The organism is Planctobacterium sp. R6, from assembly GCF_055755215.1.
In genome coordinates this window covers 1-14,376 of record NZ_JBVTQY010000043.1, presented here as the reverse complement: position 1 = coordinate 14,376, position 14,376 = coordinate 1, and the positions used below count along the sequence as shown (strand labels likewise).

The window sequence follows — 14,376 nt, the reverse complement described above, 5'->3', positions numbered from 1 at the left end:
GTTAAAAGCGGCCCTGGTGTAACTGGTTTAGCGCTAGGCTTTTTGCATTCGTATCACAACTCTGCGGTTTTTAGCTCTGGCATTGGCGGTGGTATTGGGTGAAGCATGGCGTCGCTCTCCGTGGCCGGTAATATCAATACGCTCAGGATTAACCCCCATTCCAACAAAATAGGTTTTAATCGCATTGGCCCGTTGCTCGGATACCTCAAGGTTCTTCGACTTGCCACCATAACTGTCGGTGTAACCATCCAGGAGCACCAGCTCCAGGTCAGGGTCTTCCTGTAAGTAAGCCCCAATCATATCCAACTTGCGTTTTGATGCTTTGGTCAGATCCGAGCCACCAAACTTATAGGTAAGCACAGTATATTTAATGTCATCAAAACTGTAGGGCAACAGATTAGACACACATTGTACGAACTGCTCATATGGTTCGTGGAAGTTACTGGCATTTAATGCAACAGCGATTTTGTCATATTGGCTATACCAGTCCTGGTAATACAGTGTTGGCCAAAAGCCTTTCTCCAACTCGGAAAGCATTGTCCAGGCGGCTTGCTCCGGTAAATCACCGTCAAATTGTTTTCTGATGGTCATATCCGCGATGTTTTTATGCATCAGACCAGGCATCCATTTCGGCGGTACCGAATACACTGCCGCGACACCATAATTTTTGGGCAAGCGCAACATGTCCAGATTGAATTCCATATTCAGTAACTTACTGGCAGCGCTGGTAAAAGAGGCTGTACCGTAACCGGGAATTTGGTGATTAAGCGTACACTGCAGGCGATTTGGCTCCTCGTTGAACCACACGGACTCTTCCACATCGGCCTTGTACTGACGCAAACTGGCCTGAGCCAATAGCGGGATAATTAATAATAGTGCCAATAACTTTTTCATTATTGCCTCGTTCTATTGATTCTCTTCTTTTTTATTACAGTCACAAACAGAAGCACAGTTTCTGCTCTCTCCAATGCCTGTATCGACCACATTAAAAAAAGGTTGAACATTAATGCTGTTGTCTCATGGGTAATGACCCGGAACACCATCCAGCCTTTTTAGTTTATCAGTGCATGATGTGGATTGCACAAAATGTTAGCGAATAAAAGCAACAATTCGATTAATCATGGATAACTCCTGCCAAGCCTGCAATAATCGAGGTTTTTCGGCCTGAGGTTTCAGTTAGGATTTGTATGCAGGATGATGGACACGCCATAAACGAGCGTTTCAGAGGTTATTTCCCGGTTGTGGTAGATATCGAAACGGCGGGATTTAATGCTCAGACAGATGCACTTTTAGAAATAGCTGCCGTCACGCTAAAAATGAATTATGAGGGCTTTTTATCGATAGATAAAACCATTCATTTTCATGTAGAGCCGTTTGCCGGTGCTAACCTCGAAAAATCAGCGTTAGACTTTAATGGTATTGATCCCCATTGCGCTTTACGCGGTGCGGTTACCGAAGAATATGCATTGAAAGAAATGTTTAAGGAAATACGCAAGCATCAAAAAGATGCCGACTGTCAGCGGTGCGTGATGGTGGCCCACAACGCCGCCTTTGATATGAGCTTTTTAAATGCAGCGACCGAAAGACAAAGTATTAAACGCAGTCCTTTTCATCCTTTTGTGTCTTTTGATACCACCAGCCTGGCAGCACTGATATATGGTCAGACAGTGTTAGTTAAGGCGTGTGAAGAAGCAGGTATTGCTTTTGATCAGGATGAAGCGCATTCAGCGCTTTACGATGCCGAAAAAACCGCGCAGCTATTTTGCAAACTGGTAAATCGGGTTAAACACCTGGGTGGTTGGCCACTTTAACAGGTTATATCGGCATTAAAAAACCCGGCTGATGCCGGGTTTTTGCTATTCGGGAACACTGCGCCTTACAGGCCTTCAGCATTCTCAGACAGGTAAGCAGCAACGCCTGCAGGGCTTGCGTCCATACCTTTTTTACCTTCAGACCAACCAGCAGGACAGACTTCACCGTGCTCTTCGTGGAAGTTCAGCGCGTCAACCATGCGTAGCATTTCGTCGATGTTACGACCCAGAGGCAGATCGTTAACAACCTGGTGACGAACAACACCTTCTTTGTCGATTAAGAAAGAACCACGGAAAGCCACACCAGCTTCTGGATGCTCAACGTCATACGCCTGACAAATTTCGTGCTTAACGTCAGCAACCAGGGTGTATTTAACCTGGCCAATACCGCCGTCTTTCTCGGCAGTGTTACGCCACGCGTTGTGAGTGAATTGCGAATCGATAGACACACCGATCACTTCAACACCACGCTTTTGGAACTCTTCGTAACGGTGATCAAACGCGATCAACTCAGAAGGACATACAAAGGTAAAGTCTAACGGATAGAAGAAAACAACCGCAGCTTTGCCTTTAATCGCGTCTGCAAGATTGAACTCGTCAACAATTTCACCATTACCCAGTACTGCTGCAGCAGTGAAATCAGGAGCGGGACGACCAACTAATACACTCATTATATTCTCCAATGATAGTTAACTTAAACTTCCCCACCAACCGGAGCCAGTGGCGAATAAAATTCGAATACGGCAAGGATATAAGGACAATTCAGTAAAAACCAATCTATTAATTCAATCAAATGATTCAAATAATCTAATCACTCACTGAAAACATCATCCTTATTCTAATCCGCGGGCAACTGCCTGTACTGAATTCATTCCAAAATGGACCAGGTTTTGTGCTGGCCAACAGTAAAAATGCATCAACAAATGCTTGCAATATTATAAATAACAATTATTATCATTTGTAACGGCAAGTGAGAACGATTTCCAACTTCAAACTTACCCAAACATTAAATTTGTTTCATATTTAACCACAGGAAGCCATAGATGTACGTGTGTCTTTGTAACGCCATTACAGACAAAGATATAAAACAAGCTGTCACCGAACAAGGTGTTGGCAACATCCGTGATCTTCGCGCCCACATGGCAATTGCTAATCAGTGCGGTAAATGCACGCAGTTAACACAGCAAATCATCGACAGTACCATCATCGACGAATCACTTTTCAAAGAAGTTTGCTAACCCTGTAAATTTCAAAGGGCCAAAGACTTTGAAATTAATTTTGGTTTTCAGCAACGTTTATCTCTATATATTTCAGAAACAAAAAAGCTGCTCAAAGTAAAGCAGCTTTCGGTGTTTTTGGTGTTGGGATTTAGGCGTTGTCGCCTGAAGCGTTTGCGCGTTCCGCAGCCGCTTTTATCAGGGGTTGCAACTCTCCCTGCTGATACATTTCCAACAAGATATCACTACCACCTATTAATTCACCTTCGATCCACAGCTGCGGAAATGTTGGCCACTCTGCGTATTTGGGCAGCTCTGCGCGAATATCAGGATTTTGCAGGATATCAACATAAGCAAACTGCTCACCACAACTCATCATGATTTGCGCCGCCTGCGAAGAAAAACCACAGCTGGGTAACTTAGGCGAACCTTTCATATATAAAAGGATTGGGTTTTCAGCGATTTGCTGCTTAATTTTATCTAGGGTTTCCATCTTCAGGTCCTGTAAATTGCGTTACTGATGCAATCATAATTGCGGTAATTTGTATTTTTTCAAGATCCGAACCGCTTAGCAACCTGCTTTTAATAACGAATTTTGTGCTGACTGGTTTAAATATTTTAATACGTACCTATATATCGGAACTGAAATAGATAAACGTTTTCTTTTTAAGAAAAAAGGCACAGTGTCTTTTCATCCTGCGATTTAAGGACTAGGATTGTGCTTCACAAACTCATTAGCCGATTACTTGGAGATCATTATGGCGTTTGAATTACCCGCATTACCTTATGAAAAAAATGCTCTTGAACCACACATCTCTGCAGAAACCCTGGACTTTCACTACGGTAAACACCATGCCACATACGTAACTAAGCTAAATGGTTTAGTTGAAGGTACAGATATGGCTGGCAAATCTTTAGAAGAGATCGTAAAAACCTCTTCTGGCGGTGTATTCAACAACGCAGCTCAGATCTGGAACCACACTTTTTACTGGAACAGCTTAAGTCCAAATGGTGGTGGCGAACCGACTGGTGCATTGGCCGACGCCATCAACGCCAAATGGGGTTCTTTTGATGAGTTTAAAGCTGCGCTTAACGACAAAGCCGTTAACAACTTTGGTTCCAGTTGGACCTGGTTAGTTAAAACCGCTGACGGTGGTTTAGACATCGTTAACACCAGCAACGCGGCGACCCCATTAACTGAAGAAGGTGTAACTCCGCTGATAACTGTGGATCTGTGGGAACACGCTTACTACATTGACTACCGCAACCTGCGTCCTAAGTACATGGAAGCTTTCTGGGCGTTGGTAAACTGGGAATTTGCGTCTAACAATTTTGCTTAATTCCTAAGTAAAAGACCCGATTAAGGCCCGCTGAACCAGCGGGCTTTTTATTTGCCGTTTAGCGTAAATTTGCTTCTAAAAACCTCAGAACCCGGCGTTGCACGTCTTCTTGATGTTTGGAAAGACTGTGATCCCCACCCGGATAAACCACCAGCTCGTGTGAATGCTGCAATTCAGTCAAACGCTGTGAAGCCATCTGTGATTGGGTCACGTCCACACGCCAGTCCATGTCCCCATGCAGTATTAACACAGGTACCTCATTATTCAGTTCCTGCATCCAGTTTATCGCAGAACGCTTTTTCAACTGGCTCTCGCGGTTTTCCGCAAAATCGGGGATCATTGAGTGCATTAGTTTGTCCATTTCTGGTCTGCGCTGCAGTTCCGGTGCCATATCCACAACTCCGGCCCCTACGATGGCGGCGCTGATATCCTGAGTATTTTGGCGCAGGGCTTGCCAGGTCATCATGGCCCCGCGACTCCAACCATATAAGGCGATTTTACTGGCATCCGCATTGGGAATGGTTTTGGCGATTTCAATCAGGCGCAAAACATCATTGACGTCCTCCCCACCGAATTCATCCCTAATACCAATCAGTAATAATATGTGATCTACTCAGTGGGAATTGAAACGCATTTAGGCAAGGCAGATGTTTGCAGGTCTAGTGGGGCTAAATCAAAAACATCTAAAGCAGCATAAATGCGTTTCAAACCCATCTTCGACGTTGCTCATAGCCATGATCTCTTTGTTGCGCGAGACTCGAAAGACCACCAGTATTCCTTCACTCGCGCGTCGCGACCTCATGGCTAAGAGACTAACGCTGAGCGATCACATATTATTACTGATTGGTATATCCTCGCTGTATCGGGAGCCCCGATAATTACTGGCCAGTACCAGGTAGCCCTGCTCTGCGATGGGTAACAACCTCTTCACCAGTAAAACACGGCTAACATTTTGCCTGAAATTACCGCCGCGATTCATATACCCAAATCACCTCAAGATACTGTTTCAGAGCTATCACAGCGCTTTCAGTACAAGGCGCATGTGAGAAGGAATGTCGGCTACCTTTCAAACACATGCAACACAGTAATGGAAGTGCTGTGTTGCTCCCGAAGGGCGTGGCTAAAAAACGTTTATACTGCATTAAAATGACTTGACGTGAGAACAACCATGCCTACGTCATTTTTACTTGTCTAAACGTTTTTTATCTCACGCTGAAAGCTAGAATCTTGAGGTGGTTTGGGTATACATAACTACCGGCAGCTTACCGCCCTGCCAGTTTTTGGGATACGCCATAACTCCAGAAATTTTCAGGCCATCTGACTGATAAGCAATCCAGTGACTTTCGGTATTGGCAAGCAAACGGTCAGTTGCTCCGTTACCAAGGTCTCTTTTAAAACCATTGACCACTTTCTCGTTTCTGAAGTTCTTTTTTACCTCTACCAGCCACTCTTGCAGGTTCGCAAATGGTAAAGCCTTATCCACCAAGGTAATCGCATCCGTATGATATCCCGCTGGCTCCAGAGGCACTTGCAAGGGAAAATTACTGGCAGACTCTGTGGCGCCTGAATTCTCAGGTATGGCTGATTGTGCGGTGTTACAGGCACTAACAAGCGCGAGCAACAATCCAGATATGAGGTACTTATTCATTTAAATTCCCTTTAAAAATAACGCGTTATAGTAGACTCACAAAATAACAGCCATCGCCCTTGCAGCCAAGCTGGCGAGCAAATATTGCCACAGTATAAATTGTAAAATTTTTTCACCTCCGCCATCTTTGCCGGGTAATCTGGTGAATAAATCCTTGCTGAAAACATGGCAATCTTGCCAATTGATACTATGCTGAAAGTGTCCGGTTTAACTATTTTCAAATTGAAACGGAACGCTACAACATATTGATATCCTAAAACAATTTGTTACTGGTTTTCTTAGCTAAATTTAATCTAAAGGTGCAACACATTAACGATTTTTAGGGTCTAAGATTAGAGAGCGTGTTGACCTTTGTGGTACGAAATTTGTTCCAGGTATAAACGCTTTAATCGCGGAACAGTCCTACAGACCTGGTGGCTCTGAGTCAAAGGACTGTGACAAAGGGTAAAGCGCTTATATGACGAACACTTCGGGCAGCGCCTGTGTGCAAAATTGTACCGCAAAAGTCTACACGCTCTAGAAGCGCTATCTAAATCTAGCCTTTTCAGGCTTGCCATGTTGGGGGTTTTTTCATGGGAATTTTCGAACATTATCAACAAAGGTACGAAGCTCACAAAGAAGAAGAATTCAGCATTCAGGAGTACCTTGAACTTTGTAAAAAAGACAAGTCAGCCTATGCCAATGCCGCCGAGCGTCTGTTGCAGGCAATCGGCGAAGCTGAACTGATTGATACGTCACAAACACCTGCGCTGAGCCGAATTTTCTCCAACCGGGTGATCTCCCGGTATCCGGCATTTGCAGATTTTTATGGCATGGAAGACGCCATCGAACAAATCGTCTCTTATCTGCGCCATGCAGCTCAGGGTCTGGAAGAGAAAAAACAAATTCTCTACCTGTTAGGCCCTGTGGGTGGTGGCAAATCCTCGTTGGCTGAAAAACTCAAAGAATTGATGCAAAAAGTGCCCATTTATGCCATCAAAGGCAGTCCGGTAAACGACAGCCCTTTGTGCCTGTTCGATGCCCATGAAGACGGCGAGCTTTTACAGCGTGAATACGGTATTCCTCAGCGTTATCTGAAACCCATCATGTCGCCCTGGGCGCGCAAACGCTTGCACGAGTTCAACGGCGATATCAGCAAGTTTAAGGTGGTTAAGCTGTTTCCCTCAATTCTTGACCAAATGGGCATCGCCAAGACCGAACCTGGTGATGAAAACAACCAGGATATCTCCGCACTGGTAGGCAAGGTAGATATTCGCCGCCTGGAAGAATTCGCCCAAAATGACCCGGATGCCTACAGCTATTCGGGTTCATTGTGTAAGGCCAATCAGGGTCTGATGGAATTTGTAGAGATGTTTAAAGCTCCCATCAAGGTGCTGCATCCCTTGCTGACCGCCACTCAGGAAGGTAACTATAATCCCACCGAAGGATTTTCGGCCCTGCCCTTTGATGGCCTGATACTGGCCCACTCCAATGAATCGGAATGGCAAACCTTCCGCAACAATAAGAACAACGAAGCCTTTTTGGACAGGGTTTATATTGTCAAAGTGCCCTATTGCCTGCGGATCTCTGAAGAGATAAAGATTTACGAAAAATTACTGCAAAGCAGCGAGCTGACCAAAGCGCCTTGTGCCCCAGGCACACTGGAAACCCTGGCCCAGTTCAGCGTGCTATCGCGCCTGAAAGAACCCGAAAACTCCAATATTTACTCCAAGATGCGGGTTTACGACGGTGAAAGCCTGAAAGACACCGATCCCAAAGCCAAATCCTACCAGGAATATCGGGATTACGCCGGTGTCGATGAAGGCATGGAAGGTCTTTCTACGCGCTTCGCCTTCAAGATACTCTCCCGAGTATTTAACTTTGATCACCTTGAGGTCGCAGCTAATCCGGTGCATTTGTTTTATGTACTGGAACGTCAGATTGAGCGGGAGCAGTTTCCCACTGATCAGGAAGAGCGCTACAAAGAATTTCTGAAGGGTTACCTGATCCCCAAATACGTAGAGTTTATTGGCAAAGAAATTCAAACCGCTTATCTGGAGTCCTATTCTGAATACGGACAGAACTTGTTTGATCGCTACGTGATTTATGCCGATTTCTGGATTCAGGATCAGGAATACCGGGACCCGGAAACCGGACAGCTGTTCGACCGTGAAGCGCTGAATGCCGAGTTGGAGAAAATTGAAAAACCCGCTGGCATCAGCAATCCTAAAGATTTTCGGAACGAAATTGTCAATTTTGTGCTGCGGGCCAAAGCCAATAAAAACGGCAAAAATCCGGCCTGGACCAGTTATGAAAAGCTACGCACTGTTATCGAGAAGAAAATGTTCTCTAACACAGAAGATTTGCTGCCGGTGATTTCCTTTAACACCAAAAGTTCAGCGGAAGATCAGAAAAAACACGACGATTTTGTCAAACGAATGCAGGAAAAAGGTTATACACAAAAGCAAGTGCGTCTGCTGTGCGAGTGGTATCTGAGAGTCAGAAAATCCTCTTAACGCCCCTATCAGCATTACAGGAGCGGCTATGGCGCATTTTATAGATCGACGTCTGAACAGCAAAGGTAAAAGCACTGTTAACCGACAGCGCTTTATCCGGCGCTACAAACAACAAATTAAAGAGGCGGTGTCTGATTCTATCAGCAAGCGCAGTGTCACGGATGTTGACTCAGGCGAAGAAGTGAGTATTCCCACTCGTGATATTTCCGAACCCGTATTTCACACCGGGAAAGGTGGCCGACGAGAACAGGTTCACCCAGGTAATGACCAGTTTACCACCGGTGATCGCATTAAACGCCCACCGGGCGGTGGCGGAAAAGGCGGCGCCGGTGAAGGTGACGCCAGTAATGAAGGTGAGGGCCAGGACGAGTTCGTCTTTGAAATTTCCAAAGACGAATATCTGGATCTGTTGTTTGAAGAACTGGAACTGCCTAATTTACAGAAGAACCAGTTAGATAAACTGGTGCAGTACGAAACCTATCGCGCGGGCTATCAGACCGATGGCGTTCCAGCCAACCTGGACATTGTGCGCAGCCTGAAAGGCTCATTAGCGCGACGGATTGCTCTGACCTCAGGCAAGAAAAAGCGCCTCAAGGCACTGGAAGCGGAACTGGCTGAACTCAAGGCGGATAAACACGATCATCAGTTGCGCATCATCGAGCTGGAAAAAGAAATCGCAGAGTTGAAAAAGGCCATCGCGCGGGTGCCCTTTATTGATACCTTTGATTTGCGTTTTCGCAATTATGAAAAACGCCCCAAACCAACCAGTAAAGCTGTGATGTTTTGTCTCATGGACGTGTCTGGCTCGATGGACCAGGCCACTAAGGATATTGCCAAACGCTTTTACATCTTGTTGTACCTGTTTTTGACCCGAACCTACAAAAACGTTGAAGTGGTTTATATTCGCCACCACACCCAGGCCAAGGAAGTGGACGAGCAGGAGTTTTTCTACTCTCAGGAAACCGGCGGAACGATAGTTTCCAGCGCCCTGAAACTAATGGATGAAATCGTGCGGGATCGCTACAACGCAAAAGAGTGGAATATCTATGCTGCTCAGGCTTCGGACGGCGATAACTGGGCTGATGATTCCCCACTTTGCTCAGACCTGTTGCTGCAGCGCATTTTACCGGCCGTTCGCTATTACGCCTATATCGAAATCACCGAACGGCAACATCAGAGCTTGTGGCGGGAATACCAGAAAATTGCCGAAGTACGCGATCACTTCGCCATAAAACACATTCAGAGTGTCGAAGATATTTATCCGGTTTTCCGGGAGTTATTCCGTAAAAATGTGGCCAGGCCACAAGGAGTTGCTTAGTGGCAGTATCTCCACCCAAACGTAAAAGAGGGGTCAAACCGTTAAGCGATGGCCCAGACTGGAGCTTTGAACTCCTTGAACAATACGAGACTGAAATTGACCGCGTCGCTAAACACTATGGCCTGGACATTTATCCCAATCAGATTGAAATCATCACTGCCGAGCAAATGATGGATGCTTATGCCAGTGTCGGTATGCCCATCAATTACAGTCACTGGTCTTACGGCAAAAAGTTTATATCCACTGAACAACATTACCGTCGTGGCCAGATGGGCCTGGCTTACGAAATAGTCATTAACTCCGACCCCTGTATTTCATATCTGATGGAAGAGAATACCATTACCATGCAGGCGCTGGTTATGGCTCACGCCTGCTACGGTCACAACTCGTTTTTCAAGGGCAACTACCTGTTTCAGACCTGGACAGATGCCAGCTCCATCATTGATTACCTGGTGTTCGCCAAAAACTATGTGGCCAAGTGCGAACAGCGCTATGGTATTACTGAAGTTGAAAACATTCTGGACTCCTGTCACGCCCTGATGAATTACGGTGTGGACCGTTACAAACGCCCGCAAAAAATCTCCATCCAGGAGGAAAAAGAACGCCAGAAAGAACGGGAAAATTATCTGCAATCGCAAGTTAACGAACTGTGGCGCACCGTGCCCAAAGGGGAACAAGGTAAATTACCTCAGGAAAGACGTTTTCCGCAGGAGCCACAAGAAAACATTCTGTATTTTATTGAAAAAAGCGCGCCACTATTAGAGCCCTGGCAGCGGGAACTGGTGCGCATTGTGCGTAAAGTCTCTCAGTATTTTTATCCGCAAAAACAAACCCAGGTAATGAACGAAGGCTGGGCCTGCTTTTGGCATTACCATATCCTCAATCACCTGTACGATGAAGGCAAAGTCACCGATCGCTTTATTATGGAGTTTTTGACCAGTCACACCGGCGTAGTGTTGCAACCTGAATACAACAGCCCTTATTACAGTGGCATTAACCCCTATGCGCTGGGTTTTAATATGTTCATGGATATTAAGCGAATTTGTACCGACCCGACCGATGAGGATAAAGAGTGGTTTCCAGAATTTGCTGGCAGCGACTGGCTGGAAACGGTGCATTTCGCCATGAAAAACTTTAAAGACGAGAGCTTTATCAGTCAGTTTTTATCGCCGCGTATGATGCGGGAATTTAAGTTTTTCGCCATTGAAGACGACGAGCGGGAAAACTTCCTGACGGTATCCGCTATTCACAATGAATCAGGTTACCGGGACATCAGAGAAAAGCTTTCTGCTCAATACAATTTGAGCAACTTAGAACCCAACATCCAGGTGTATAACGCTGATATCCGTGGCGACCGTTCGCTGACATTGCGCTACATACCACAAAACAGTATACCGCTGGCCAAATCCAGCAAAGAGGTGATAAAACATCTGCATCGCTTGTGGGGGTTCCCGGTCATTCTGGAAGTGGACGAAGACGACAATGTCCCCTATGTACTGGAAAGATGTCCGGCTGAATAATATAACAAGCCTTTGATATTAAATATCAAGGTGGCTTAACGGGCTCACCACCCCATTGCCGCCTTGCTGTATAACATGGGTATAAATTTGAGTAGTTCGGATGTCTGAGTGACCCAATTGAGCCTGTACGGTTCGGATGTCGGCCCCGCTTTGCAACAAGTGAGTAGCAAACGAATGCCGTAAAGTGTGGGGTGTTACATGTTTTATTATCTGAGCTTTTTCCCGCGCCTGCTTTACTGCCCGTTGGATCTGTTTTGCGTTTATATGATGACGACGAAACATTCCCGATTGCGGATCAACACTCAGCTGTCCAGCACCGAACAGGTACTGCCAGCTAAGCGACTTATTGAGTGAACCATATTTCTGTTCCAGCCGGTTCGGCATCCAGGCACCGGCAAAGCGCTCATCCAACAAGTCTTGTTTAAGGTGGGTATTACACAAATCAATCTGGGCACGTAATTGCGCAAATAAACTTTCGTCGAGTGTTACAACGCGGTTTTTCCCACCTTTACCATTCCATACACGAATACACCGGTAGTCAAAATCAATATCTCCCACTCTTAACCGCAGCAACTCCTGTAGTCGCAATCCACTACCATACAAGATAGATAAATGCAGCAGATAATTCACAGGGGCAGCGCGCAGTAATCGTTTGATTTCATCTCTGGTTAGTACTACAGGCAACTTTGCAGATTGTTTACTTCGTATGAAATTTAATTCCGCGTTCAGGGGTACTTCGACAATATGCTTGTATAAATATACCAAAGCATTCAGCGCTGTTTTTTGCGTCGCAGCAGCGACATTTTTGTTCAAAACTAAATATTCAAGGTAGCTTTCAACTTCCGCATCCCCCATTTTTGCTGGATGCTGCATATTGTTAAAGCGGATAAAGTCAGCGATCCAATACAAATATGCCTGAATAGTTCGCATCGAATATCGTCTTGAAAGCAAATGGTCCTTAACTACCGACAAAAATAATGATTTCATTAGGCTATTTTTATCACCCTGAATACCTGTATATTTATACAGCACCTCTACTTTGTCAAATTTCTTTTGATAGACGACATTTGTCGTTTTCCTCCAACCGGAAAAAACGCCCGAACCTAAGCTGTTGAGTTTACAGGGGGGAAAATTGCGCTTAAAGTGTATCGATGTGAAAAAACGACAAATGTCTCGATATTGTTGGACATTTGTCGTCGATAAAAATGTTAGCCCCCTGTATTAAGAAGAAGTTTTTTGCTGGTATTGCGGCAACATATGGCACCTGCATTCCATTGTCAGCAGCCAGTTGTTTCCAGGTTACTTCGGTGCAATACCGGTCCATTTCATAAATACACACACTCTTCACTCATGTAGTACAGTTCACACAAGCAGGCAAAATTCCGGTTGCTGTTTTGCTAATGGTTGTTTTAAGGTAGGGGTAAATTTTAACAACAGCGCTTTATTCGGTGCGGGCGGCAAAGCCGCGCAAGTATCGTTAAAGGGCTAACAAACGGTGCAATTCGGACAAAATCTCGCTGGCTCCCCCTCATTCTTCGGGTAGTTTAGCCAGCTCCATTTTGCCGTTTAACCGAGGCCGTTATGCAATCAGGCTAAGATAACTGAAGGAATAATATAAATATGGATAAAGAAAGTTTTGATGTAGTCGTCTCACTATCAAAAATAGCCACACCAATCATCGTAGCACTGATAGGTTTTTTGCTGTTAAGAGCTGCTGAGCATATAAAGAGAAACGTAAACAAGGAACACGATTTTTTGACGAAATGGGCTGACGAATACTTTGAGGTACTAAAAGAGCTGCATACCTATAGCAATGAATTGGTTGAAAATATTTATGCTCTGCATTTTCAATGCGTTAACAATCAGCAAAACAGTGAAGAATCAAAAATAATTCAGAACAATATCAATGCGTTAGCGCTAAGAAGCTTTTCGCTAGAGAGTAAGATCAAATCATATGGTGCATTTACTGAGCCTAAGATAGAGAAAGAATTACTCGATGAAGCAAGCAAACTATTCAGCATTGCTAAAGGTATTGTCAATAACGCGGGGACTTTTGGGAAAGGATTCAGTTTTGATACACAAGAGCTAACAGATCTAGTCAGAAGGATTAATAAGTTCTCTAATAAGGCCCATGCAAGTGTACTATTTAACAATGCATAATCGGGTAGCCGGAGGTCTCTAACCTCCAGCCCCCACAACACCCTGCATGCGGCTCCGCACAGGGCGTTTCATTCAGGATAGTGAAGCGCTATCCAACCATCTCGTAGCGAATAAAGCCCTTCGGATTTTAAGTATTCAAGTGATAAGGCTTGATTGATCCCCGGGGATTTGGCACTGCGCCATGGTCCTTTGCTGGTGATACCACACGCCACTGCGGCTCGAACATGCACACCTCGTCTCATCAGATTTCTAACCTTGGTTCGGGGCTTGCGCCACTGTCGCCAGTAAGCCATTCTAACTCTGCGCCTGATCCAGTGATCCAGCTCGACGCATTGTTGATAGCAGTTGGCGATGCCAAAGTAGTTGATCCAGCCTCGTAGGTATTGGCTGAGCTTTGAGAGTTGGTAGCGCATCGACACGCCCCAGTTGCGGTTCGTTAGCCTTCTGACCTGCTGCTTAAAATTCAGCAAGGTTCTGGGGTGCCATTGAATGCGACCAGCCTTGAATGTGAACCCAAGGAATTTGCTTTTACTGGCTTTAACGGTGTGGCTTTTAGTCGTGTTTACGACCAATTTCAGACGGTGACTGAGGTATCTGCTGATACTGTTCAGGACACGTTTACCCGCACGCGGACTTCTCACCAGAATGGTGAAGTCATCTGCATAACGGGCAAACTGGTGGCCTCGCTTCTCAAGCTCTTTGTCCAAAGGGTCGAGCATGATGTTAGCCAGTAAGGGGGACAATGGTCCTCCCTGTGGCACACCTTCCCGACTCTCACTGTAAAGCTGGTTATCGGCGTTTTTCAAGGTAGTTGTCGCCTAAGCCGTTAAGCTGCTTCTTTTTTGCTCTCCGGATTAAGTTCCACAA

General features: G+C 45.4%; 14 protein-coding genes and 1 pseudogene. 7 read left to right on the top strand and 8 right to left on the bottom strand.

The genetic code is table 11. From position 1 onward, the window contains the following. Window positions 1-33 precede the first annotated feature (33 nt). Window positions 34-894 carry a flagellar protein MotY gene (locus tag AC0J20_RS19625; protein ID WP_473023026.1) on the bottom strand — a complete coding sequence of 287 codons (861 nt, stop codon included), beginning with the start codon at window positions 892-894 and terminating at the stop codon, window positions 34-36. Window positions 895-1,187: 293 nt separating this feature from the next. Here AC0J20_RS19625 and rnt point away from each other — a divergent pair, with 293 nt between their 5' ends. Then, the gene (rnt, locus tag AC0J20_RS19620) at window positions 1,188-1,811 is read left to right on the top strand and encodes a ribonuclease T (RefSeq protein ID WP_229529207.1); all 624 of its coding nucleotides are present in this window, start codon (window positions 1,188-1,190) and stop codon (window positions 1,809-1,811) included. A 65-nt stretch (window positions 1,812-1,876) separates the two neighbouring features. On the opposite strand, the gene AC0J20_RS19615 is transcribed toward rnt, so the two are convergent. Next, window positions 1,877-2,482 (bottom strand): peroxiredoxin, encoded by a 606-nt coding sequence (locus tag AC0J20_RS19615; protein ID WP_229529208.1) that lies wholly within the window; start codon window positions 2,480-2,482, stop codon window positions 1,877-1,879. A 372-nt stretch (window positions 2,483-2,854) separates the two neighbouring features. Here AC0J20_RS19615 and AC0J20_RS19610 point away from each other — a divergent pair, with 372 nt between their 5' ends. Then, window positions 2,855-3,049, top strand: a complete 195-nt coding sequence (locus AC0J20_RS19610) for a (2Fe-2S)-binding protein (RefSeq protein WP_229529209.1) — start codon at window positions 2,855-2,857, stop codon at window positions 3,047-3,049. A 130-nt stretch (window positions 3,050-3,179) separates the two neighbouring features. Here AC0J20_RS19610 and grxD read toward each other — a convergent pair whose 3' ends face one another. Then, window positions 3,180-3,521, bottom strand: coding sequence for a Grx4 family monothiol glutaredoxin (gene grxD, locus AC0J20_RS19605; RefSeq protein ID WP_473023025.1), 342 nt, complete (start codon window positions 3,519-3,521; stop codon window positions 3,180-3,182). Between the two features lie 265 nt (window positions 3,522-3,786). Here grxD and AC0J20_RS19600 point away from each other — a divergent pair, with 265 nt between their 5' ends. After that, entirely contained in the window at window positions 3,787-4,368 is a 582-nt protein-coding gene (locus tag AC0J20_RS19600; protein WP_229529211.1) for a Fe-Mn family superoxide dismutase, read from the top strand. A 58-nt stretch (window positions 4,369-4,426) separates the two neighbouring features. Here AC0J20_RS19600 and AC0J20_RS19595 read toward each other — a convergent pair whose 3' ends face one another. The 3 genes from AC0J20_RS19595 to AC0J20_RS19585 all read right to left on the bottom strand — a co-directional run bounded on the left by AC0J20_RS19595 (window position 4,427) and on the right by AC0J20_RS19585 (window position 6,016). Continuing rightward, the gene (locus AC0J20_RS19595; RefSeq protein ID WP_473023046.1) at window positions 4,427-4,954 is read right to left on the bottom strand and encodes an alpha/beta hydrolase family protein; all 528 of its coding nucleotides are present in this window, start codon (window positions 4,952-4,954) and stop codon (window positions 4,427-4,429) included. Window positions 4,955-5,194: 240 nt separating this feature from the next. Further along, complete coding sequence (locus AC0J20_RS19590; RefSeq protein WP_229529213.1) at window positions 5,195-5,347, bottom strand: hypothetical protein; 153 nt, start codon at window positions 5,345-5,347, stop codon at window positions 5,195-5,197. Between the two features lie 240 nt (window positions 5,348-5,587). Beyond that, window positions 5,588-6,016: a hypothetical protein gene (locus AC0J20_RS19585; RefSeq protein WP_473023024.1), complete on the bottom strand. Its 429-nt coding sequence runs from the start codon at window positions 6,014-6,016 to the stop codon at window positions 5,588-5,590. 572 nt (window positions 6,017-6,588) lie between these two features. On the opposite strand from AC0J20_RS19585, the gene AC0J20_RS19580 reads away from it, so the two are divergent. From AC0J20_RS19580 to AC0J20_RS19570, 3 genes are read left to right on the top strand one after another with little or no spacing between them, the layout of a single operon-like run. Then, a complete protein-coding gene (locus tag AC0J20_RS19580; protein WP_229529215.1) occupies window positions 6,589-8,511 on the top strand; it encodes a PrkA family serine protein kinase in 1,923 nt (640 codons plus the stop codon). A 28-nt stretch (window positions 8,512-8,539) separates the two neighbouring features. Next, window positions 8,540-9,829: a YeaH/YhbH family protein gene (locus tag AC0J20_RS19575; RefSeq protein ID WP_473023023.1), complete on the top strand. Its 1,290-nt coding sequence runs from the start codon at window positions 8,540-8,542 to the stop codon at window positions 9,827-9,829. Continuing rightward, on the top strand, window positions 9,829-11,349 hold the full coding sequence (locus tag AC0J20_RS19570; RefSeq protein WP_473023022.1) for a SpoVR family protein: 1,521 nt from the start codon (window positions 9,829-9,831) through the stop codon (window positions 11,347-11,349). Before AC0J20_RS19575 ends, AC0J20_RS19570 begins: the two co-directional genes overlap by 1 nt. Window positions 11,350-11,367: 18 nt before the next feature. Here AC0J20_RS19570 and AC0J20_RS19565 read toward each other — a convergent pair whose 3' ends face one another. After that, window positions 11,368-12,336, bottom strand: coding sequence for an integron integrase (locus AC0J20_RS19565; RefSeq protein WP_473023021.1), 969 nt, complete (start codon window positions 12,334-12,336; stop codon window positions 11,368-11,370). Window positions 12,337-12,969: 633 nt separating this feature from the next. On the opposite strand from AC0J20_RS19565, the gene AC0J20_RS19560 reads away from it, so the two are divergent. Next, a complete protein-coding gene (locus AC0J20_RS19560; protein ID WP_473023020.1) occupies window positions 12,970-13,509 on the top strand; it encodes a hypothetical protein in 540 nt (179 codons plus the stop codon). A 68-nt stretch (window positions 13,510-13,577) separates the two neighbouring features. Here AC0J20_RS19560 and AC0J20_RS19555 read toward each other — a convergent pair. Further along, window positions 13,578-14,282, bottom strand: a pseudogene (locus AC0J20_RS19555) (group II intron maturase-specific domain-containing protein); the annotation flags it as partial. Window positions 14,283-14,376 lie beyond the last annotated feature (94 nt).

Bases quoted from the DNA above. Each gene is read 5' to 3' on its own strand.
- AC0J20_RS19590 (WP_229529213.1), bottom strand. From the start codon at position 5,347: ATGAATCGCGGCGGTAATTTCAGGCAAAATGTTAGCCGTGTTTTACTG.
- AC0J20_RS19615 (WP_229529208.1), bottom strand. From the start codon at position 2,482: ATGAGTGTATTAGTTGGTCGTCCCGCTCCTGATTTCACTGCTGCAGCA.
- AC0J20_RS19560 (WP_473023020.1), top strand. From the start codon at position 12,970: ATGGATAAAGAAAGTTTTGATGTAGTCGTCTCACTATCAAAAATAGCC.
- rnt (WP_229529207.1), top strand. From the start codon at position 1,188: ATGCAGGATGATGGACACGCCATAAACGAGCGTTTCAGAGGTTATTTC.
- AC0J20_RS19580 (WP_229529215.1), top strand. From the start codon at position 6,589: ATGGGAATTTTCGAACATTATCAACAAAGGTACGAAGCTCACAAAGAA.
- grxD (WP_473023025.1), bottom strand. From the start codon at position 3,521: ATGGAAACCCTAGATAAAATTAAGCAGCAAATCGCTGAAAACCCAATC.
- AC0J20_RS19565 (WP_473023021.1), bottom strand. From the start codon at position 12,336: ATGAAATCATTATTTTTGTCGGTAGTTAAGGACCATTTGCTTTCAAGA.
- AC0J20_RS19585 (WP_473023024.1), bottom strand. From the start codon at position 6,016: ATGAATAAGTACCTCATATCTGGATTGTTGCTCGCGCTTGTTAGTGCC.
- AC0J20_RS19600 (WP_229529211.1), top strand. From the start codon at position 3,787: ATGGCGTTTGAATTACCCGCATTACCTTATGAAAAAAATGCTCTTGAA.
- AC0J20_RS19610 (WP_229529209.1), top strand. From the start codon at position 2,855: ATGTACGTGTGTCTTTGTAACGCCATTACAGACAAAGATATAAAACAA.
- AC0J20_RS19575 (WP_473023023.1), top strand. From the start codon at position 8,540: ATGGCGCATTTTATAGATCGACGTCTGAACAGCAAAGGTAAAAGCACT.
- AC0J20_RS19625 (WP_473023026.1), bottom strand. From the start codon at position 894: ATGAAAAAGTTATTGGCACTATTATTAATTATCCCGCTATTGGCTCAG.